This is a genomic window from Rossellomorea sp. LJF3 (assembly GCF_037046045.1).
Taxonomy (GTDB): domain Bacteria; phylum Bacillota; class Bacilli; order Bacillales; family Bacillaceae_B; genus Rossellomorea.
This window is the reverse complement of sequence record NZ_JBANLY010000011.1, coordinates 54,945-74,392: the sequence shown is the minus strand read 5'-3', so window position 1 is coordinate 74,392 and position 19,448 is coordinate 54,945. Positions and strand designations below refer to the sequence as shown.

The 19,448-nt window shown below is 48.5% G+C and carries 13 protein-coding genes and 1 other annotated feature; of the genes, 6 read left to right on the top strand and 7 right to left on the bottom strand.

The features are described from left to right. Positions 1-134 precede the first annotated feature (134 nt). From V8G47_RS12125 to V8G47_RS12105, 5 genes are all read left to right on the top strand, one after another. On the top strand, positions 135-2,051 hold the full coding sequence (locus V8G47_RS12125) for a heavy metal translocating P-type ATPase (RefSeq protein WP_336200344.1): 1,917 nt from the start codon (positions 135-137) through the stop codon (positions 2,049-2,051). Positions 2,052-2,470: 419 nt separating this feature from the next. Further along, positions 2,471-4,105: a PTS transporter subunit IIBC gene (locus V8G47_RS12120; RefSeq protein WP_336200343.1), complete on the top strand. Its 1,635-nt coding sequence runs from the start codon at positions 2,471-2,473 to the stop codon at positions 4,103-4,105. Between the two features lie 3 nt (positions 4,106-4,108). Further along, positions 4,109-4,906, top strand: a complete 798-nt coding sequence (locus V8G47_RS12115; protein ID WP_336200342.1) for an endonuclease/exonuclease/phosphatase family protein — start codon at positions 4,109-4,111, stop codon at positions 4,904-4,906. A 129-nt stretch (positions 4,907-5,035) separates the two neighbouring features. Further along, on the top strand, positions 5,036-6,757 hold the full coding sequence (locus tag V8G47_RS12110; protein WP_336200341.1) for a pyruvate oxidase: 1,722 nt from the start codon (positions 5,036-5,038) through the stop codon (positions 6,755-6,757). Between the two features lie 51 nt (positions 6,758-6,808). Beyond that, the gene (locus tag V8G47_RS12105) at positions 6,809-8,389 is read left to right on the top strand and encodes an FMN-binding glutamate synthase family protein (RefSeq protein WP_336200340.1); all 1,581 of its coding nucleotides are present in this window, start codon (positions 6,809-6,811) and stop codon (positions 8,387-8,389) included. 168 nt (positions 8,390-8,557) lie between these two features. Here the strand turns inward: V8G47_RS12105 and V8G47_RS12100 are convergent, their stop codons facing one another. Next, complete coding sequence (locus tag V8G47_RS12100; protein ID WP_336200339.1) at positions 8,558-11,521, bottom strand: carbohydrate binding domain-containing protein; 2,964 nt, start codon at positions 11,519-11,521, stop codon at positions 8,558-8,560. Positions 11,522-11,656: 135 nt separating this feature from the next. Next, a complete protein-coding gene (locus V8G47_RS12095) occupies positions 11,657-12,682 on the bottom strand; it encodes a LacI family DNA-binding transcriptional regulator (protein ID WP_336200338.1) in 1,026 nt (341 codons plus the stop codon). A 140-nt stretch (positions 12,683-12,822) separates the two neighbouring features. Here V8G47_RS12095 and V8G47_RS12090 point away from each other — a divergent pair, with 140 nt between their 5' ends. Continuing rightward, positions 12,823-14,502 carry a hypothetical protein gene (locus tag V8G47_RS12090; protein WP_336200337.1) on the top strand — a complete coding sequence of 560 codons (1,680 nt, stop codon included), beginning with the start codon at positions 12,823-12,825 and terminating at the stop codon, positions 14,500-14,502. A gap of 46 nt (positions 14,503-14,548) precedes the next feature. Here V8G47_RS12090 and V8G47_RS12085 read toward each other — a convergent pair whose 3' ends face one another. The 5 genes from V8G47_RS12085 to V8G47_RS12065 all read right to left on the bottom strand — a co-directional run bounded on the left by V8G47_RS12085 (position 14,549) and on the right by V8G47_RS12065 (position 19,442). Continuing rightward, positions 14,549-15,106: a GNAT family N-acetyltransferase gene (locus V8G47_RS12085; RefSeq protein WP_336200336.1), complete on the bottom strand. Its 558-nt coding sequence runs from the start codon at positions 15,104-15,106 to the stop codon at positions 14,549-14,551. A gap of 608 nt (positions 15,107-15,714) precedes the next feature. Further along, positions 15,715-15,888, bottom strand: a complete 174-nt coding sequence (locus V8G47_RS12080; protein ID WP_156030071.1) for a hypothetical protein — start codon at positions 15,886-15,888, stop codon at positions 15,715-15,717. Between the two features lie 97 nt (positions 15,889-15,985). Further along, positions 15,986-16,534, bottom strand: coding sequence for a hypothetical protein (locus tag V8G47_RS12075; protein ID WP_336200335.1), 549 nt, complete (start codon positions 16,532-16,534; stop codon positions 15,986-15,988). A gap of 44 nt (positions 16,535-16,578) precedes the next feature. Then, positions 16,579-18,009 (bottom strand): proline--tRNA ligase, encoded by a 1,431-nt coding sequence (proS, locus tag V8G47_RS12070; RefSeq protein ID WP_336200334.1) that lies wholly within the window; start codon positions 18,007-18,009, stop codon positions 16,579-16,581. A gap of 156 nt (positions 18,010-18,165) precedes the next feature. Beyond that, positions 18,166-18,370 (bottom strand) — a binding site (T-box leader). 46 nt (positions 18,371-18,416) lie between these two features. Next, entirely contained in the window at positions 18,417-19,442 is a 1,026-nt protein-coding gene (locus V8G47_RS12065) for a hypothetical protein (RefSeq protein ID WP_336200333.1), read from the bottom strand. Positions 19,443-19,448 lie beyond the last annotated feature (6 nt).

Sequence of the window (19,448 nt, the reverse complement as noted above, 5' to 3'; positions counted from 1 at the left end):
TCAGCTAAGAGCACGTGCCGTTTTGCTGTCACCTTTCACTGGTGGCAGCTTTCGTCGTTTTATAGGGGTAATGACGTTGATTATTATTCTCAATGAGAAACCCCCATTTTCATTTACTAAAAGGAGGAATACCTATGAGCTCACAATCCAAAGCACTATCCATGGGGTCACCGAAAAACACCATGCACTTCCTTGAAAAAATTAAGCCTCATGCCGAATTGATCGCTGCCCTTATCAGCGGTGTGTTCATATTACTCGGATGGCTGACATCTCATGATGAATCTAGCATGAGCATCCTCTTCTACCTCCTTGCCTTTGCCATTGGGGGTTTTGCGAAAGCAAAAGAAGGAATCGAAGAAACCATCGAAAACAAAGAACTGAATGTTGAGATGCTCATGATTTTTGCCTCTGTCGGATCCGCCATCATCGGTTACTGGACGGAAGGTGCGATCCTGATCTTCATCTTCGCCGTCAGCGGAGCACTTGAAACGTATACGATGAACAAAAGCCAGAAGGAAATCTCCGCCCTCATGCAGCTCCAACCGGAAGAAGCATGGCTTATCACAGGCTCTGGCGAAAAGAAAGTCAATGTTTCAAGTCTTGAAATCGGTGATCACATCCTGATCAAACCGGGTGAACGGGTGCCGACGGACGGTGTTGTCGTAAAAGGAACAACGTCCATCGATGAAGCAGCGATTTCCGGTGAAGCCGTCCCTGTCACAAAAGGACTAAAAGATGAAGTGTTCGCGGGAACGGTCAACATCAACGGTGCCATCACGGTGGAAATGACCAAACCGAGCAGCGAAACCCTTTTCCAAAAAATCATTGACCTGGTGCAATCGGCGCAAAGCGAAAAATCACCTTCACAGCAGTTCATCGAACGCTTCGAAGGGACCTATGTAAAAGTCGTCCTCGCCGTCGTGTTCCTGATGATGTTCCTCCCTCACTTCATCCTCGGATGGAGCTGGACGGAAACTTTCTACCGTGCCATGGTCCTCCTGGTGGTCGCTTCCCCGTGTGCCCTGGTCGCAGCCATCATGCCGGCCAGTCTTTCGGCCATCTCAAACGGTGCCCGTCACGGGATCCTTTTCAAAGGCGGCGCCCACCTGGAGAACTTAAGTAACATCAAAGCGATTGCCTTTGATAAAACGGGAACCTTGACGAAAGGGAAACCCGTCGTGACGGATATCCTGATTGCAGATACGATGAATGAACGTGACGTGATAAGCGCAGTTGCTTCCATAGAGAATCAGTCGAATCATCCACTCGCACAGGCCATCGTCGGTCACGCAACCCGCGAATTCAACGTACAACTATTCCAGCCTGATTCCCTGGAGGATGTATCCGGATGGGGAGTCAAAGCCCTTGTGGACGGCTCCGAATGGAAAATCGGGAAAGCCGACTTTGTGGATAAACTGTTGGCAGAAAAGTTTATGAACGGAGCATACGGAAGAATCGCCTCTGAAGGAAAGACGACCGTTTTTGTGGCAAAAGAAGATGAAATCGTCGCACTGATCGCCCTGAAGGACGTCGTCCGGAATGAAACCATCGAAGCACTGAAGCTTCTGGAAAAAGAAGGCGTCCAGACGATCATGCTGACTGGCGACAATGAAAAAACGGCCCGAGCCATCGCAGAAGAAGCGGGCGTCGCTTCTTTCATTGCCGAATGTCTGCCGGAAACGAAAGTAGACGAACTGAAAAAATTGAAGAATCAATTCGGCACGGTCGGTATGGTCGGAGACGGAATCAATGACGCACCGGCACTCGCAACGGCCAACGTCGGAATCGCCATGGGAGAAGGAACCGACGTCGCCCTCGAGACAGCCGATGTCGTCTTGATGAAAAACGACCTGACACGGATCGCCGAAGCCATCAAACTATCGAAAAAAATGAAGCGCATCGTCCAGCAGAACGTCATTTTCTCCATCGCGGTCATCATGCTGTTGATCGCCTCCAACTTTCTGCAGATTCTCGACCTCCCTTATGGAGTCATCGGACATGAAGGAAGTACGATATTGGTTATTTTAAATGGATTACGTTTACTGAAATAATAATGAAGAGCATCCGGCCGGGTGCTCTTTTTGCATGGGAAGAATCTCTTTTATCCACATGTGAATAACCTCCGAAACCACCGGATACTATCCACAACCTCCCACCCACTACTAAACAACTACCGCTCGCTTCCCCATCCCCACCGCCACCCCTCCTCCTACCAAGGTCCGTCCCTCTCACCACTGATATTTTACTAAAATAATATTTTGTTATTGCTTTCTTGAAAGGGATATCATAAAATGTGTTTAGCTAATGCAAACGGTTGCATCTATTTCACACCCTTTTTCATGTACATAGCACCATACCATGAAGACACAGCGACAAGCATTTCATTTTAAGGTGAAATGTAAACGCACACATGTCATCCAATGTAACAAATATAGTTCAATAGATTGATATCAAAGGAGGAAACGGGTTTATGAAAAATGTATTGTCATTTGATTTTTGGCAGAAGTTCGGGAAAGCATTGCTTGTGGTCGTGGCCGTCATGCCAGCTGCAGGGATCATGATTTCCCTCGGTAAGTTGATTGCAATGATGGGTGGAGACATCACATTCGTGCAAACGATTGCAAGAGTAATGGAAGATATCGGATGGGGAGTCATCACGAATCTTCACATCCTCTTCGCCGTAGCCATCGGGGGCTCATGGGCGAAAGAACGTGCAGGCGGTGCCTTCGCTGCCCTGATCGCTTTCATCCTGATCAACCGGATCACAGGAGCGATCTTCGGAGTGAGTGGGGATATGCTTGGTGATCCAGAAGCAACGGTCTCTTCCCTGTTCGGACAAACACTGGTCGTTTCAGATTATTTCACCTCGGTCCTTGGTGCACCTGCCCTTAACATGGGTGTGTTCGTCGGAATCATTTCCGGTTTCCTTGGAGCGAATCTTTTCAACAAGTATTACAATTACAGCAAACTGCCTGATGCCCTTTCCTTCTTTAACGGAAAACGGTTCGTACCATTCGTCGTGATCGGCGGATCGGTCATCATCGCCATCATCATGTCGATTGTATGGCCATTCATTCAAGGCCTTCTGAATGACTTCGGTCAGTGGATCGCCACATCACGTAACACGGCACCTATCATCGCGCCATTTGTATTCGGTGCATTGGAGCGTCTGTTATTGCCATTCGGTCTGCATCATATGCTGACGGTTCCGATCAACTACACAGAACTTGGCGGAACATACACGATCCTCACAGGTTCAAGCGCAGGATCGACGGTTGCGGGACAAGATCCATTATGGCTTGCCTGGATCGCCGATTTGAACAATTTCCTGGCTGCAGGAGACACGGCAAGCTACAAACAATTGTTAAACGATGTGACACCGGCTCGTTTCAAAGTCGGTCAAATGATTTTATCCACAGCTGCCCTGATCGGTATCGCATATGCCATGTACCGAAATGTGGATAAAGATAAGAAAAAGAAATACAAATCCATGTTCTTCTCAGCAGGATTAGCTGTATTCCTGACAGGTGTAACCGAGCCGATCGAATTCATGTTCATGTTCGCTGCCCCGCTTCTCTATGTGGTTTACGCAATCATGACGGGACTTGCTTTCGCGATTGTGGATATCGTTCATATCCGCGTTCACTCGTTCGGATCCATCGAGCTTCTCACCCGTGTACCGATGATCATCAAAGCAGGTCTGTGGGTAGATCTTGTAAACTTTGTCATTGCCTGCCTGGTATTCTTTGGTCTGAACTTTGCCGTTGCCAACTTCCTGATCAAAAAGTTCAACTTCCCGACACCGGGTCGTAATGGAAACTATATTGAAGATGAAGTTTCAACAGGCGGAGGTACGGTAAGTGCCGATTCCATCGCGCCAAAAGTCGTTGCCATGCTTGGCGGAAAAGCTAACATCGTGGACGTTGATGCCTGCATGACACGTCTTCGTGTAACGGTAAAAGACACAAGCCTTGTCGGCACGGAACAGGAATGGAAGAAAAACGGGGCACTCGGCCTCATCCTGAAAGATAAAGGCATTCAGGCCATTTACGGTCCGAAAGCAGACGTCATCAAGTCGGACATTCAAGACCTGCTGGGAGCGTAATCCATGAAATTACTCACGCTGAATTGTCACTCATGGCAGGAAGATGACCAGCTAGGGAAAATCTCGATTCTAGCCGATGACATCGCGGAGAAATCCTACGATGTCATCGCCCTTCAGGAAGTCAGTCAGCTGATCCAAAGTGAAATCGTCCATGGCTTGGTCAAAAAAGACAATTTCGCCCTTGTCCTCCTTGGTGAACTTGAGATGCGAGGCGTTACAGATTACACACTCCTCTGGGACTTCGCTCATATCGGCTATGATGTCTACGAAGAAGGCGTCGCCATTTTGACGAAGCACCCCATAGTTGAGGAACATCGCTTCTTCATCTCGAAAAGCCATGATCAATCCTACTGGAAAACCCGTAAAATCGTAGGGGCCACCATTTCTTTTAATGGTAAGCCCCTTACCTTCTACTCCTGCCACCTCGGCTGGTGGGAGGACGAAGAAGAACCATTCAAGTACCAGATAGACTCCTTAATGGAACAGGTCACCCCGGAATCCCCCTTCTTCCTGATGGGCGATTTCAATAACAATGCCCTGGTTCGTGATGAAGGGTACGATTATCTCCTTTCCAAAGGATTACTGGATACGTACGGAGAAGCCCTTGAACGTGACAGCGGAATCACCGTCCGTGGAAACATTGCCGGTTGGGATGAGAATACAGTCGATTTACGGCTCGATCTTATCCTCTCCAGTAAAAAAATAGATGTCGCTTCATCCCGGGTCATCTTCAATGATGGTAATAAACCTGTCGTATCGGATCATTTCGGAGTGGAAGTGGAGTTAGGAGAAAGCAACTGATCGTGGATCGGTTGCTTTTTTTTGCGTTCGGTCAATTTCAGCAACCACCCCCTCCACTCCCTTACCCCCACGTTTAACAAATCCACATCCGTGGTAAAAAATCACTATACACAAAAAGGAGGTTCAACTATGGGACATAAACTCGCAGGGCAGGCAGCTGCCGACATCATGGAACAATGGAAGATCAAGCATATATTCGGTCTTCCCGGAGATTCCATCAATCACTTCGTCGACGTACTGCGAAGTGAAAAAGAGGAAATTGAGTTCATCCAGGTCAGACATGAGGAAGTCGGGGCACTCGCCGCCTCGTCGTATGCGAAACTCACGGGGAACATAGGGGTATGTTTATCCATTGGAGGACCCGGGGCCATTCACCTGTTAAATGGATTGTATGACGCAAAGGCCGACGGAGCACCCGTATTGGTTTTGGCCGGACAGGTCGCGACCGAAGAGCTTGGCATGGACTCCTTCCAGGAAGTTCATCTGGACCGCGTGTTTGCTGACGTTTCCGTATACTGTGAACGGGTATCATCACCTGAATCACTTCCCGATCTCATGAATCAGGCAATCAGGACCGCTTATGCAAAAAAAGGAGTGTCCGTTCTGATTATCCCGGACGATATCCCCGGACAAAAAATCAAGGACACCATAAAAGACACGTCCAGTATCCCGGCTGCGACCATCGCCGCTCCCCTTGAACAAGATGTGAAAACCGGAATGGATTATGTACATAAAGCACAGCGTCCGGTCATTCTTGCAGGAACGGGGTCCAGGCATGCCGCCCGTGAACTTGAGGCTTTCGCCGAAAAAATCGCGGCTCCGGTCATCTTTACGCTTCCGGCTAAAGGAATATTCCCCGACAAGCATCCCCATAATCTCGGACAGCTCGGTCAAATCGGGACGAAGCCTGCATTTGAAGCCATGGAGGAAGCAGATCTTCTCATCATGATCGGTACGTCGTTCCCTTATCGTGATTTCCTTCCCGATGATACGCCAGCCGTTCAGATCGATGCGGATCCGGCACAAATCGGAAAGAGATATCCCGTTACCGTCGGGATCGTCGGAGATTCGAACCTTGTGTTGAAGCAATGGAATCAACAGCTTCCCGTCAAAGAGGACCGATCCTTTTTGGAGGAATGCCAGAACAATATGAAAAACTGGTGGAAGCATGTTGAAAAAGACGAAGTTGAAGCGACGATGCCCATGAAGGCTCCTCAAGTCATTGCGGCCCTCCAGAAGATTGCAGACGACGATGCGATCCTGTCCGTCGATGTCGGCAATGTGACCGTCTGGACCGCCAGACACTTCAAGATGACCAATCAGAAAATGATTATTTCCAGCTGGATGGCGACCATGGGATGCGGACTTCCCGGGGCGATCGCAAGCGGCCTGGCAGAGCCTGAGCGCCAGGCCATCGCCGTATGCGGAGACGGCGGGTTCACCATGGTGATGCATGATTTCGTTACGGCGGTCAAATACAAGCTGCCGATCATCGTCGTCATCATGAACAACAGTAAAATCGGCATGATCAAGTATGAACAGGAATCCATCGGCCACCTGGAATATGAAACGGATCTTCAGGACATTGATTTCGCCCAGTTCGCCAAAGCATGCGGAGGGGAAGGCTATCGTGTCATCAAACATGAGGATCTTCAGCCTGCCTTTGAAATGGCAGCGAAATCCAATAAGCCGGTCATCATCGATTGTGTCATCGAAGATCAGCCACCCCTGCCCGGTAAGATCAACTTCGAACAGGCTGCCGGTTATTCAAAGCATGTCATGAAGAAATTCTTCAAGAAGCATGAAGCCGAAATGCCACCGTTACGCAAAGCCATGAAACGACTATTTTAACAAAAGAGTGAGCCTGTAAAAGGGCTCGCTTTCCCTATTGGAGGAATGAATATGAACAGCATATCCATCATTCAGTGGATTCTCCTTACCATCATCGTTCTTGCATTACTTATCCCGGCTGCCCTCATTTTTTATTTATGGATGACCGATGAAAAACAAGAAGAGCATGCGGTGTTAAGGAATTTCCCGGTTCTCGGAAAAATGAGATACATCCTTGAGAAAATCGGTCCTGAACTGAGACAATACCTCTTTCATAATGATAACGAAGGAAAACCCTTCTCGAGACTTGAATACACAAATACCGTCATGGCGGGTAAATACAAATCCCGGATGCTCGGCTTTGGATCCGAGCGGGACTTCGAAAAGGAAGGCTACTACATACGCAACACCCTTTTCCCTGTCCAACGGGACGAACTCCGCATCGACAACTCTCAAAAAGTCAACACCAAAATCTACAAAATCGATAAAGACAATCTGCTCAGCCGCAGGGAACACCGCGAAGAATCTGAAGCCGACCCCTTTCTCCTGAAAGACGAAGATGCCCCTGTCATCGGTGAACATACGTGCAGGCATCCCTTTAAAGTGAAAGGACTCGTCGGTCAGTCCGCCATGAGCTACGGCTCCCTCGGTGAACAGGCCATCACGGCTCTTTCAACCGGATTGAAACTTGCCTCAGGGACATGGATGAACACGGGTGAAGGAGGATTATCCAAGCATCACCTGAAAGGCGGAGTCGACATCATCTGCCAGATTGGTCCTGGCTTATTCGGCGTCAGAACGAAGGACGGCGAATTTTCATGGGAAGAATTCAAGAAAAAGAGTGATCTTAAAGAAGTAAAGGCGTTTGAATTGAAACTCGCCCAGGGCGCGAAGACCCGCGGCGGTCATGTTGACGGAAAAAAAGTGACACAGGAGATCGCCAACATCCGTAACGTGGAGCCATGGAAATCAATCGACAGCCCGAACCGCTTCAAGGAATTCAGCAACAATGAACAGATGCTGGATTTCATTGAACAACTCAGGGAAGTCGGCGGCAAACCCGTCGGGATCAAACTGGTCGTCGGGAACACAAATGATATCGAAAGCCTCGCTTCCTACATGGCCACTTCCGGAAAACATCCCGACTTCATCACCGTGGACGGCGGAGAAGGAGGAACAGGTGCATCGTATCAGGAACTGGCGGCTTCTGCCGGGGTCCCGATCAAATCCGCCCTTCCCTTCCTTCACGACACTCTGGTGAAATACGGCGTCCGTGACAAAGTGAAGATCTTTGCTTCGGGAAAATTGTTAACACCCGACAAAATTGCCTTTGCACTCGCCCTCGGTGCCGACTTTGTCAACATCGCCCGGGGACTGATGTTCTCCGTGGGCTGCATCCAGGCTCAAGTATGCCACACGAACAACTGTCCCGTCGGTGTTGCCACCACCGACAAGAAACTGCAGCGGGCACTGATCGTCGAAGAAAAATCATTTCGCGTCTGCAATTACATCATCTCCCTCCGCGAAGGCCTGTACAACCTGGCCGCTGCCGCAGGGATCGATACACCGACAAAATTCGGACGTGAGCACATCGTATTCCGGGATGAAGACGGACGATTGCATCCGATCAAACCGGAAAAGGCGATGTCATAATGGAAAGAAGCAGCCGAGCCGGCTGCTTCTTTTTTTGAAGATGACGGGATTGGAAATTGACCGTTCTTCACTTTCCAAATACCGTCCCCCTTCAGACCGAGCGCTCAGTCAACTTTATCCACAAAAAAAACACAGCGCCCCAAAACCAAGACGCCGTGCCACAAACTTCTACTTCAATTCCACATTATCAATCACCACATCATGAGCACCAATCGGCGAACCGCTCTTCCCAATCAGGAACTTAAGACTCGTATCCTCGCCTACAGGTGGCGTAAATGTATACTCATAATGCGTCATCTCTCCAACCAGCTGAGCGACTTCTGATAAATAGCGCGTATACGCAGCATTTTCGATCGTCACTTCCATCGTCCGGTCCACCGTCGAACTCGCCTCGAAGGAAAGGATGTATTCCACTCCCGGCTTGAGCTTCAGTCCTTCTTGGAAAAGCTGAACACTCCAAGGTTCGTTCCCTTCGTTTCCGATCGAGATCTTTGCCTCTCCATCTTCGGAAGAAATACCGGCAGCCGCATCATAATGGATGTAATTTGCCCAAGATTCTAAATCAGAATCAAACGATCCGTTCTGGATGACATTTGCACCCGGAGGTCCCGCTTTCTTCTTTAACGATAGGTTATCAATCTTCACTTCATCCGTACCGCCACCAAGATCAATCACCAGCTGTGACTCCATATCCGTCACATCCGGATCCGGCATCGTGAACGTCATGATATGCTTCTCCCAATCAGCGGCGAGAGGGATGGTTTCCGTTGCGTACACCTCTTCTCCATCCTTGCTTCTCATCTCTATCTGAATATCACGTGCACTTTCTGCCACTCCGTCAAACGTCAATTCATATTGATTCAACGCCTTAAGCTGGATGCCTTTTTGCACCAGCCCGGCCTCGTCCGTTTCGCTAGAAGGCTTGGCTGAGAATACCCGCTCTTCAGGGTCCACTCCCAAGGCATTCCCGGAACCTACCAGATGCCAATAAAGAAGGCGGTCAGGGAATCCCTGGTCGAACGTCCCATTATAAATAAGGTTCCCCGTCGGCAGTTCAGGTTTGGAAGCATCCGGATCCACTTCGACAGGCGGGATCTCTTCCACCCGGATATTTCCGAGCCACACAGGGAGCTTGGACAATCCGAGATTAAATTCCACACGTGCTGCCAAATCATTTTCCTCGGTCATCTGGAACACCATTTCATAGGATTCCACCCCATCTTTCAGTGAAAAAGATTCACTGTTTGAATAGGCACTGTATCCCCGGGCTTCACCCCCGCCGACTTTCACATTGACCTTCCGTGATCCCGTCGATTTTGCATCGAAGGAAACCCTGTAGTAACGGCCCTTTCCGAGTGATACGTCCTGGATGAGCTGGACTGAATAAGGCTGGCTTCCCGGTTCTTCCACATCCACTTTGGCAAAATTTCTTCCTTCGAGCTGATCAAGGGAGAGATTCGCTTTCCCTCCGAAATTAGGGACGGTCAAGAAGTACCAATAATCCGTATTTTCCACTCCCGGAATCCCGTCAACGTCTTCCCATTCCTGATCAAATCCGGTATTGTACATGAGGTTTCCGTCTTCCAGTGGCTGCTTCGCATCGTCAGGCAATGGAGCTTGTTCAAATTCCGGCAGTTCCGGAGTTTGATACGGTCTTCCCGTCAAATCATACACACGCACATAATCCACATCCATGGATTGAGGGAACATCGTCTCTTCCGTCGGTTCACCGTCGAAATTCCCGCCTATCGCAAGATTCAACAGCATATGGAAGGATTGATCAAACGGCGCGGGGTACGTGAAGTTGGCAGCGTTGCCGGTCCCTTTGCTGTACCAATTGTTCTGGGTCTGGCGGAGTTCCCCGTCCACATACCAGCGGATTTCCCCCGGCTCCCATTCAACGGAGTACACATGCTCGTCGGCAATCGTCGATCCATCTTCAAACCTATAGTGATCACCGGTGTATTTATTATTCGGCCACGATTCCCCGTAATGAAGCGTCCCGATCGCTTCACCCGGATTGCTGCCCTGTGCTTCTAAAATATCAATCTCACCGGAAGCAGCCCATCCGCCATACCGGTCATCTTCCGGAAGCATCCAGAACGCCGGCCAATATCCCTTTCCGACCGGCAGGGAGGCCTTCATTTCAAATTTCCCATACGTTTTGGAAAACAGGCCCTTCGTCTTCAAACGTGAAGACGTATAGCCGTATCCTTGGTAGTTTTCTTTTTTAGCCGTAATCATAAGCTTCCCGTCTTCAGTCCTCGCATTTTCAGGACGGTCCGTGTAGTATTGCTTCTCATTATTCCCCCATCCTGAAATGAAGGTACCATTTGCATCGGTATATCCGTTGCCGATATCAAACGTCCACTTGTCACGATCGATCTCATCCTCATTGAATTCATCATTCCACACGAGGGACCATGGCGTGACAACAGAAGACGCTTCATTTGTTTCTTTTCCATTCCATACGATGACGCTATCCAGCGTAGCTTTTTCGATGGAACCTTCTCCATCGATGGTCGATCCTTTCCCTGCTTTCGATACGAGGAGCTCCTTCACCACCCCATCAGGCGTAAGGGAGACATTTGAAAGCGCGTTCAATTCTAACCGATCGACAATGCCGTCAAGCTCCATTTGCGCTTCTCCCTTTTTCCCTGTCGTCGAAATCGTATCGAATTCACCTTTCAATTCGGCATTTTTCGTTTTTACATTTGATGCCGAGACCGTAACGTCTTGAAATCCTTCGGAAGTAATCTCGTTTTCTTCCAATAACACATTTCCTCCCAGGAGGGTCTGTTCAACGACCGAATCCCCGGAAACCTTGATCTTCGACAAATGACCGGGTCCTTCAACTGAAAGACTCTTCAACTCGGAATCTGTCAATTGAAGGGTCTCGGGGGCTTCTCCCTTGATCAGGGTCTTTCCTTGTACCGTCACGTTTTCAAGGGTAATCTCCTTTCCGGCAGCCGGTGTGATCACGAGGTCGCCTTCTATCGTTCTATCTTTTAAGGTTGAATCTTTGAGGTGAAAAGGTTTGTCTTTTTGTGGTGCGGCACTACCTATGTTCGCGGGTGGCAGAGTCATGATGAGACATGCAGCGGTAAACGAAGTGACTGCTTTTTTTAACATGTGAACTCCTCCTGTTTTCATTTATGTCTCACGTGGGACATTTGTATTTAACTATAAAACCACCACGTTCGTTTGACAACATTTTTCTACCATAATGATTTCCCATTTACTAAAAAAAGCCCGTCCCAAAAGGAATCAGGCTTGTTTCTTTGTGCAGGAACTCCTGATGACCAACGAAGCTTGAAAAGGACTCATCGTTTCATATGGCTCCCCTTCAACCCTGTGTATCAGCTCCTCCACTAACGCTACCGCCATCTCCACTCTCGGAACGTTCATGGTCGAAAGTGCAGGCGATGTGTATTCTGTCAGCAAAATATTATCAAAACCGATGAGTGAAACGTCCCCAGGTACATCCCGTCCCGCTTCCTTCAATGCCTTGAGAGCGCCGAAGGCTATATGATCATTGGAACAGACGATAGCGGAAGGAAGTCCCCCCTGCCGGATCCAATGATGGACGGCATCTTTTCCCGACTCTTCCACGAATTTGCCCGTATATATGTACTCCGGCTTCACGCTGACCCCGGCTGCTTTCAACGCCCTTTGGTAGCCATTGAGACGCTCCACCGCTGCAGGATTATCCTGGTCACCCGTTATGATGCCGATCTCTTCATGCCCGAGCTGAAGGAGGTGACGGGTCGCATCCATGGCACTCGTTTCATTTTCCAATACAGGCATGGGGACGGAAGGAGTGCGATGGGTCAGATTGTTCTGATCGAAAACACCGACCAAAAAGTTGGCGGAAAGGATTTCATCGACGATCGACTGGACGTTGCTCCAGCTGATGATAATGCCTGCATCGATGCTTTTTTCCCTGTAAAGCTTCAACACGGGAGACGGATCATCCACCTCCGCCATCGTCACGAGCACCTTATACCCCAGAAGAGAGCAGGCATTGATCACCGCCCCGATCACCACGCTGTAAAAAAGATCATCGGAATAGATCCGATCCTTCCCCGGGTCCTGAATGATGAACAGCCCGATCGTATGGGTCTTTTTCTTCACCAGTCTCCGTGCTGAAACATTCGGCTGATACTGATGCTCCTCCATGATCTTCAAGATCCGCTCCCGGGTCTCGGTCCGCACTTGCGGCGAATCATTCAATACCCGCTGCACCGTCTTCCGCGACACCCCCGCTAGCCTCGCTATATCAAAAATATCCATACTTTCCTCCTGAATGGTTGCTTCTTCCTATTATAACGGATGATGAGTGGGTTATGCGGCAAAAAAACAAATGAAACCTCCCCGCCCCCTCATCCGTATATACACTATAAACAGAATCACAACCTTGAAAGGGGAACACTATGGGAAACATCTTACTATTTTCATTGATTGTCGGATTGGTCATGGCCTTATTGCTCGTACCGATGGCCGTCATGAAAAAACAAAATAAAAAAGAGGGATATCCGTCCTTCCCGGCACTATTTGGAGCCACATTACTCATCACGACCGTTGTGGTATTCGTCTTCTATTATCTATCGAATCTCGATCAGAACTTCACGAGCATATGGATCCTCCTGATCATCGCCTCAGGATTCGGGGCAGCATTTGCCACGGGGAAGGAACGGATGGTAAAAGGAATTCTATTCCTGGCGAGCATCTTCGTCGGTGCTTACTTCCTGACAGCCTTCGTCTTCAATGCCGATGAAAAATTCGAATCGGCGAAAATGGATGTCAAAACAGAGATCCAGGCTTTTGATGAAAAGGAAACGCCCGCAAGCGTCCCTCCTCAATTCGCCCGTAACAAAATGAAGAAAGCATTCGGCCAGGTTCCGAATACAAGCTATTATGAACTCGGCAACCTGCAGATCCAGAAGGTGGATGGTGAGTATGTCTACATCGCCCCTGTTGAATTCTCCGGCTTCTTCAAATGGTTCAAAGGGGATGCGACACCCGGGTACTTCAAGCTGAGTGCCACGGATTCAAACGCCAACCCTAAATTCATCAAAGAAGAAATGGTGTACACTCCTTCTTCGTACTTCAATAAAAAAGTGGAGCGTCATATCCGCTTGAATTACCCGAAGGAAATCTTCAACGGGAATGTCCAGCTTGAAATCGATGATGATGGAAAACCGTTCTATATCCAGACGTACGGAAAATTCATCTCAGCCCGTAACGGTTTCGATGTGAAAGGAATCGTCCTGGTCGACCCCCAGACAGGTAAAACGAAGTCCTACGCTATCAAAGACGTACCGACGTTCATCGACGGCGCGGTTTCACCTGAAACGGTCAGCCTTCAGAACAGCTATTTCGGTAACTATGTGAAAGGTTTCTGGAACAGCCGCTTCGGTAAATCGGACGTGAAACTGCCATCTGATGAAGGAACGGAAGCGAACGTGAGCCCTATTTTTGACGAAAATGGTGACATGTACTACTTCACAGATTTCACATCGCCAAAAGAAGGCGTCGATTCCATGCTCGGCTACTCTCTGACGAACTCAAGAACGGGTGAAGCGACGTTCTACACAGGAAATCTGGAAGAATCGTACATGGATTCACAGGGTGCCCTGCAAATCATCCAGAAGAAATTCATCGAGAAGAAATGGGACGGTGAAATGCCTGTGCTCTATAACTTCTACGGTGAAGCAAGCTGGCTGACTCCGGTCCTCGATGCGAATGGTTTCTTACAGAACTACTTCATCGTCTCGGCCGCCAACCCGGAAATCTCAGCGTATGCGAACACGCCGAATCAGGCATTGAAAGCCTATAAAACCGCCCTGCAACGCGGAGGCGGAAGCGTCGACGGAAGCTCGAAAGCCGAGGAGAAGCAAGCAAACGGTAAAGTCGTCCGGGTCTATAAAGAAAAAGCCGGTGACTACACCATCGTATCCTTCCTCTTGGATAACGGGAAAAATTATATCGTTTCTTCCGAAAACAGCTTACTTGCCATCTACTTGAAGGAAAACGATAAGGTCAACGTCACGTATATGGATACAGGAGAAGCCTTCCTCCCTGTAAAAGAGATGACGATCGAAGGATTATAACCATAAAGAAAAAGGCAGGAATCATCAGCTGATTCCTGCCTTTTCTCTATTCTCCCGCATTCACATAATACACCAGATTATCCGTCCACTCCCCAAACTCATAAATGAACCCTTTTCGTGTGCACTCATACTCCATGCCCACGGCTTCCGCGAGGCGGATCGAAGGCGTATTATCCAGATTGATATGAGCTTCGATGCGGTGAAAATTCAATTTCACGAATGCCAGCTGAAGGGCTGCCTTCATCGCTTCCTTCCCGTAACCCCGATTCCAATAGCGATTATGTATCGTGTAGCCTGCCCTGCCCCAGTTAAAGTTGTACCGCATGAGCGTCGAGAAATCGATCGTTCCGATGCTGGCACCATTTTCTTTCAGGAAGATCCCGAGGATATACACCTGATCCCCCTCGATCATTTCGTCATGTTTCTCAAGCATTTCCCTGAACCAGAACTCCGTACACTCACTCATATCCTGATAGCCGACATCATATTTATGCTGTGACGGGAGCCTGTTCAGATGTTCCCTCAACCAGTTTTCATAATCCTGATTCACGAAGGGCCTGATCACCAACCTTGATGTTTCGATGGTTAAGTCCTTATGCTTCATCCTCTGCGCCCTCCTTTATATGTATTACGTTAATAGTACCAACCACCTAAGTAGATTGGTAGTTCTTTTCTCAAAATTGTTGTTTTCTTACATAGGAACTGCCAAGGCTCTGTCTATGTGTGAGTGCGATAGATGGTGATGGGAACGGCTTCGCTTTCCGGCGGACGAACGGCCAAGCCTCCTCAGCTTCGCTTCCGGGGTCTCGGCACGCCCGTTTTTCCGCAGGAGTCTACACCGTTCCCATCACCATCTTGAAGAGATACCGTGACAGAGCTTAGTAGAAAATAATGAATGAATTTGCATCTTACTATTAGCTACAATTGGCCACCGCACACTATGAAAAGGTGTTTTCTTGAGGTGTATGCTAGTAGATTAGTCCTTAATACCCAGAAAGTTGATTGGAGCGGAAGGTGCTCGACTCCGACGGGAATAGCGGGAAAGTTGAGACCCCACAGGGCAAAGCCCGAGGAGGCTCAACTCACGCCCCGCGGAAAGCGAGCACCTGTAGCGGAAATCAACCACCACTCGCTACCTTAGCAACAAAGTATGCGAAAAGAGCCTTTTTATAAAAACAAAAGGCGCCTCTCTACGGAGAAGCGCCATAATCGTTATTTCTCATTATTCCATTCTTCCTCTAATTCCTTCTCGATCTCCTCATCGGATAAATACTCCTCATCAAGCTGCTGTACATGCTCGGTGATCCGGTTGAGCTTGGAATGCACGATCCATAGGCTGATTACCACGAATACCATGAAAAAGATGACGATAAGTCCCACATCCATATTAATCGACGCCTCCTTTACCTATATTTATTAAGTAAACATAGAAAAAAGAAGACTTTAGTCAGAAAAAGTCCGGAAAGGTGCGAAAGTCCCCTGCTTATCCGGAACTGACGTAATACCAGTGTTTATCGAGCTTCTCAAGCTCAATAAAATCTCCCCCAAAGTCACCTGACACAGGTTTATTCCCTGAAGAAGAATAGACAAATCCGGAGAAGCTGTCCAGTATGCCACGATAGGTGAAAAAGAGAACCAGCATGTCATCATTCTTCTTCTCTACCAAAATATCTCCGCCACCCCTTGATAACGCTTCATATTCTTCCGGGAGGTGTATAACCGAATCATTGTATGGAACGTTGGGCGTAATGGCACCTTCCTGCACTTTCTTTACCACTGTCTCCCGAACGGCACGGTTTTTCTCATAATCCATATTCAGAACGACCTTTGTAAACGGGAAAAAGAAAAGAAAAATCACGGTCAAAGATTGAACGATTAATGCTTTCCATTCCCTTCTTTTAAAAACGGCAATGATGGAAAAAATGATTGTGACTAGAAAAAAGCCTCCTGCCATCAGCCAAAGAAAAGGCATCAAAAACGGTGTCAGGATGTGGATGAGGTGCCACTGAAAAAACGCTAGTGCCACTAGCATCACACTGCTGACGAGGGACAAAATGAGAATGATACTCCCCCTCCTCAATACGCCTTCGCCCAGTAGACCAACTGTTTCGCATCCTTTTCACAGCACACGCACGTATCGGACACCTGCTCCTGTTCAAACGGCATGCATCGTGATGTAGCACTCGTTTCTTCCTTGATTTTATCTTCGCAGGCACGATCTCCGCACCACATCGCTTTGATGAATCCGCCTTTTTCATTCACCGTCGTTTTGAATTCATCAAACGTTTTGGCGATCGTCGTTTTTTCTTCCCGGTGTTCTCTCGCTTTTTCCAATAGATTGCGTTGGATGTCTTCGAGGAGCGCAGCGACTTTCCCTTCAAGCTCTTCCATCATGACCGTGATCTTTTCCCCGGTATCACGTCTCGCCAAAATCACCTGCCCGTTCTCGATATCCCGTGGACCGACTTCCAGGCGGAGTGGGATCCCCTTCATTTCATATTCATTGAACTTCCAGCCCGGCTTTTTGTCACTGGCGTCAATTCCGACGCGGGCAACACTCGCAAGCTGTGTCTTCAGGTTATAGGCAAAATCAAGGACGCCTTCTTTATGCTGGGCAATCGGCACGATCATCAGCTGGGTCGGAGCAATCCGTGGCGGTACCACAAGTCCCCTGTCATCCCCGTGCACCATGATCATGGCCCCGATGATGCGGGTGGTGAGTCCCCATGATGTTTGCTGTACATATTGGAGCTTGCCGTCACGGTCCGTGAACTGGATGCCGAATGATTTCGCAAATCCATCTCCCAGATGGTGGGAAGTCCCCGATTGCAATGCTTTCCCATCATGCATCAAACTCTCGATCGTGTACGTATATTTCGCACCGGCAAATTTCTCTTTCTCTGTTTTCTGACCTTTGATGACAGGAATCGCCAGCATCTCTTCACAAAGCTCAGCATACACTTCAAGCATCTTAACCGTTTCCTCATGAGCATCCTGATCTGTCTCGTGACACGTATGGCCTTCCTGCCACAGGAACTCAAGCGTTCGTAGGAACGGGCGGGTGGTCTTTTCCCAGCGCACCACATTCGCCCACTGGTTGTAGAGCTTAGGCAGATCCCGGTAGGAGTGGATGATATTTTTATAATGCTCACCGAATAACACCTCGGACGTCGGACGCACACATAGCCGTTCCGCTAACTCCTCATCGCCGCCATGGGTCACCCATGCCACTTCCGGAGCGAACCCTTCGATATGATCCTTCTCTTTTTGCAGCAGGCTTTCAGGTATGAAAAGGGGCATATATACATTTTCATGCCCGGTTTCCTTGATTTTCGCATCAAGGGCATCCTTGATGTTTTCCCAGATTGCGTATCCGTACGGTCTGATGATCATCGAGCCCCGGACGCTGGAGTAGTCGATCAGCTCCGCCTTCGTCACAACATCGGTGTACCACTGGGCAAAGTCTTCATCCATGCCCGTTACATCTTTTACAAACTCTTTAGCCATTTGAGAGCACCTCATTTTTTGGTTGGATTGGTTTTATCAGCGGAATTTCGTTTATCGGCGAAATCCCGGATATATCAGCGAAATTTTCATTTTATCAGCGGAATCCCACATATATCAGCGAAGCGCCCGACTGAAACAAAAAAAGCCCTGCTTCTTATCAGGGACCATTTCTGGCGGTACCACCCTGATTCAAAGCAAAGCTTTACACTCATTCCATGATAACGGTTTCGGACCGCTGATATCTTCATTCGATTCAGAACTTGGAGGCAGGTTCAAAGGTTCATCAATGGAAGCTTCTCACCAAACCGCTCCCTCTCTGAAAAGACAAGATCCCTTTACTGATCCTCTTCAATGTTTCAGTTATTTTAGATGATTATATAGAGATTTGATGGGGGTGTCAATATCTGTTAGAGGGAATAAAACCTCTCCATTTCCCGTTCAAAGAAATCATTCCCGTTCCTCTCATCGAAATCCTCCGCAATTTCCTCGGCCACTTCACTCATCACATCCACGGCAAAGCCCGGGCGATGCCCTGCTTCCAGGAGCTTCCGGTGGAGGACGATGGCACTCATATAAAAATAGAACATCCCATACGGGTCTTTCCCGCTGTCTGCATACTCGATGTGGCGCTCCAATACTTTGATGCCCCTAAGAGGTTCCGTTAAAGCAAGAAACCGGATATGCTCAGAGGCCTCAATAAGAAAGTGAGGTTTATCGTAAATGAAAAAGTATCCCTCGGATTGGTAACGTACGGCTTCCTCCACCCGGCCGTCCTCATAATAAGGAAGGAGCAGCTTGCTGTACGTAAGATGCGGAATTTCCCCGCAGCACACTTCTTTGGATAATAACAGCTTCTCGATTGGAGCCGCTTTTTCCTTTTCCCCGGTAAAATAGAAATACTCAAGCTGTGTCTGATATTCACATGCTTCACAATCCGCCAGGGAATCCCGTTCTGCGGCGAGCCATTCATGATAATAGGCGTGAGCGTCCTCCACTTCGCCTGTCTTCAAAGCCCGCTTATGCTGATGCTGATAATAAGGGCGCAGACTGTATCCGTAGCGGTCATAGGCTTCCTGGAAGTCATTGAAAAAAGCATCCAGGAGCTCCATTTCAATGCCCGGCATCTTCACCAGATGCTCCGCCATCCATTTATAGATCCAGAGGAAGCTTTCAACCCAATCCTCCAAATTCTCTTCATTATCTAAAAAGAACCCGTTGCACCATTCGAAATGATCGAATAATTCCTCATACTCCCCAAGATAATTGACGGTCCTCATGATTCCGAACCGACAACAGAATTCCTTATAGAGATCCCCTTCTTTTTGGGCGATGAACAACAGATCCTCCAACCCATCCCACTTCTCAAAGCTCGCTTCTTCCCGACTCATCAGCTCTTCCCATTTATCCCAATATTGATCCACCGTCATCTTCATCCGCGA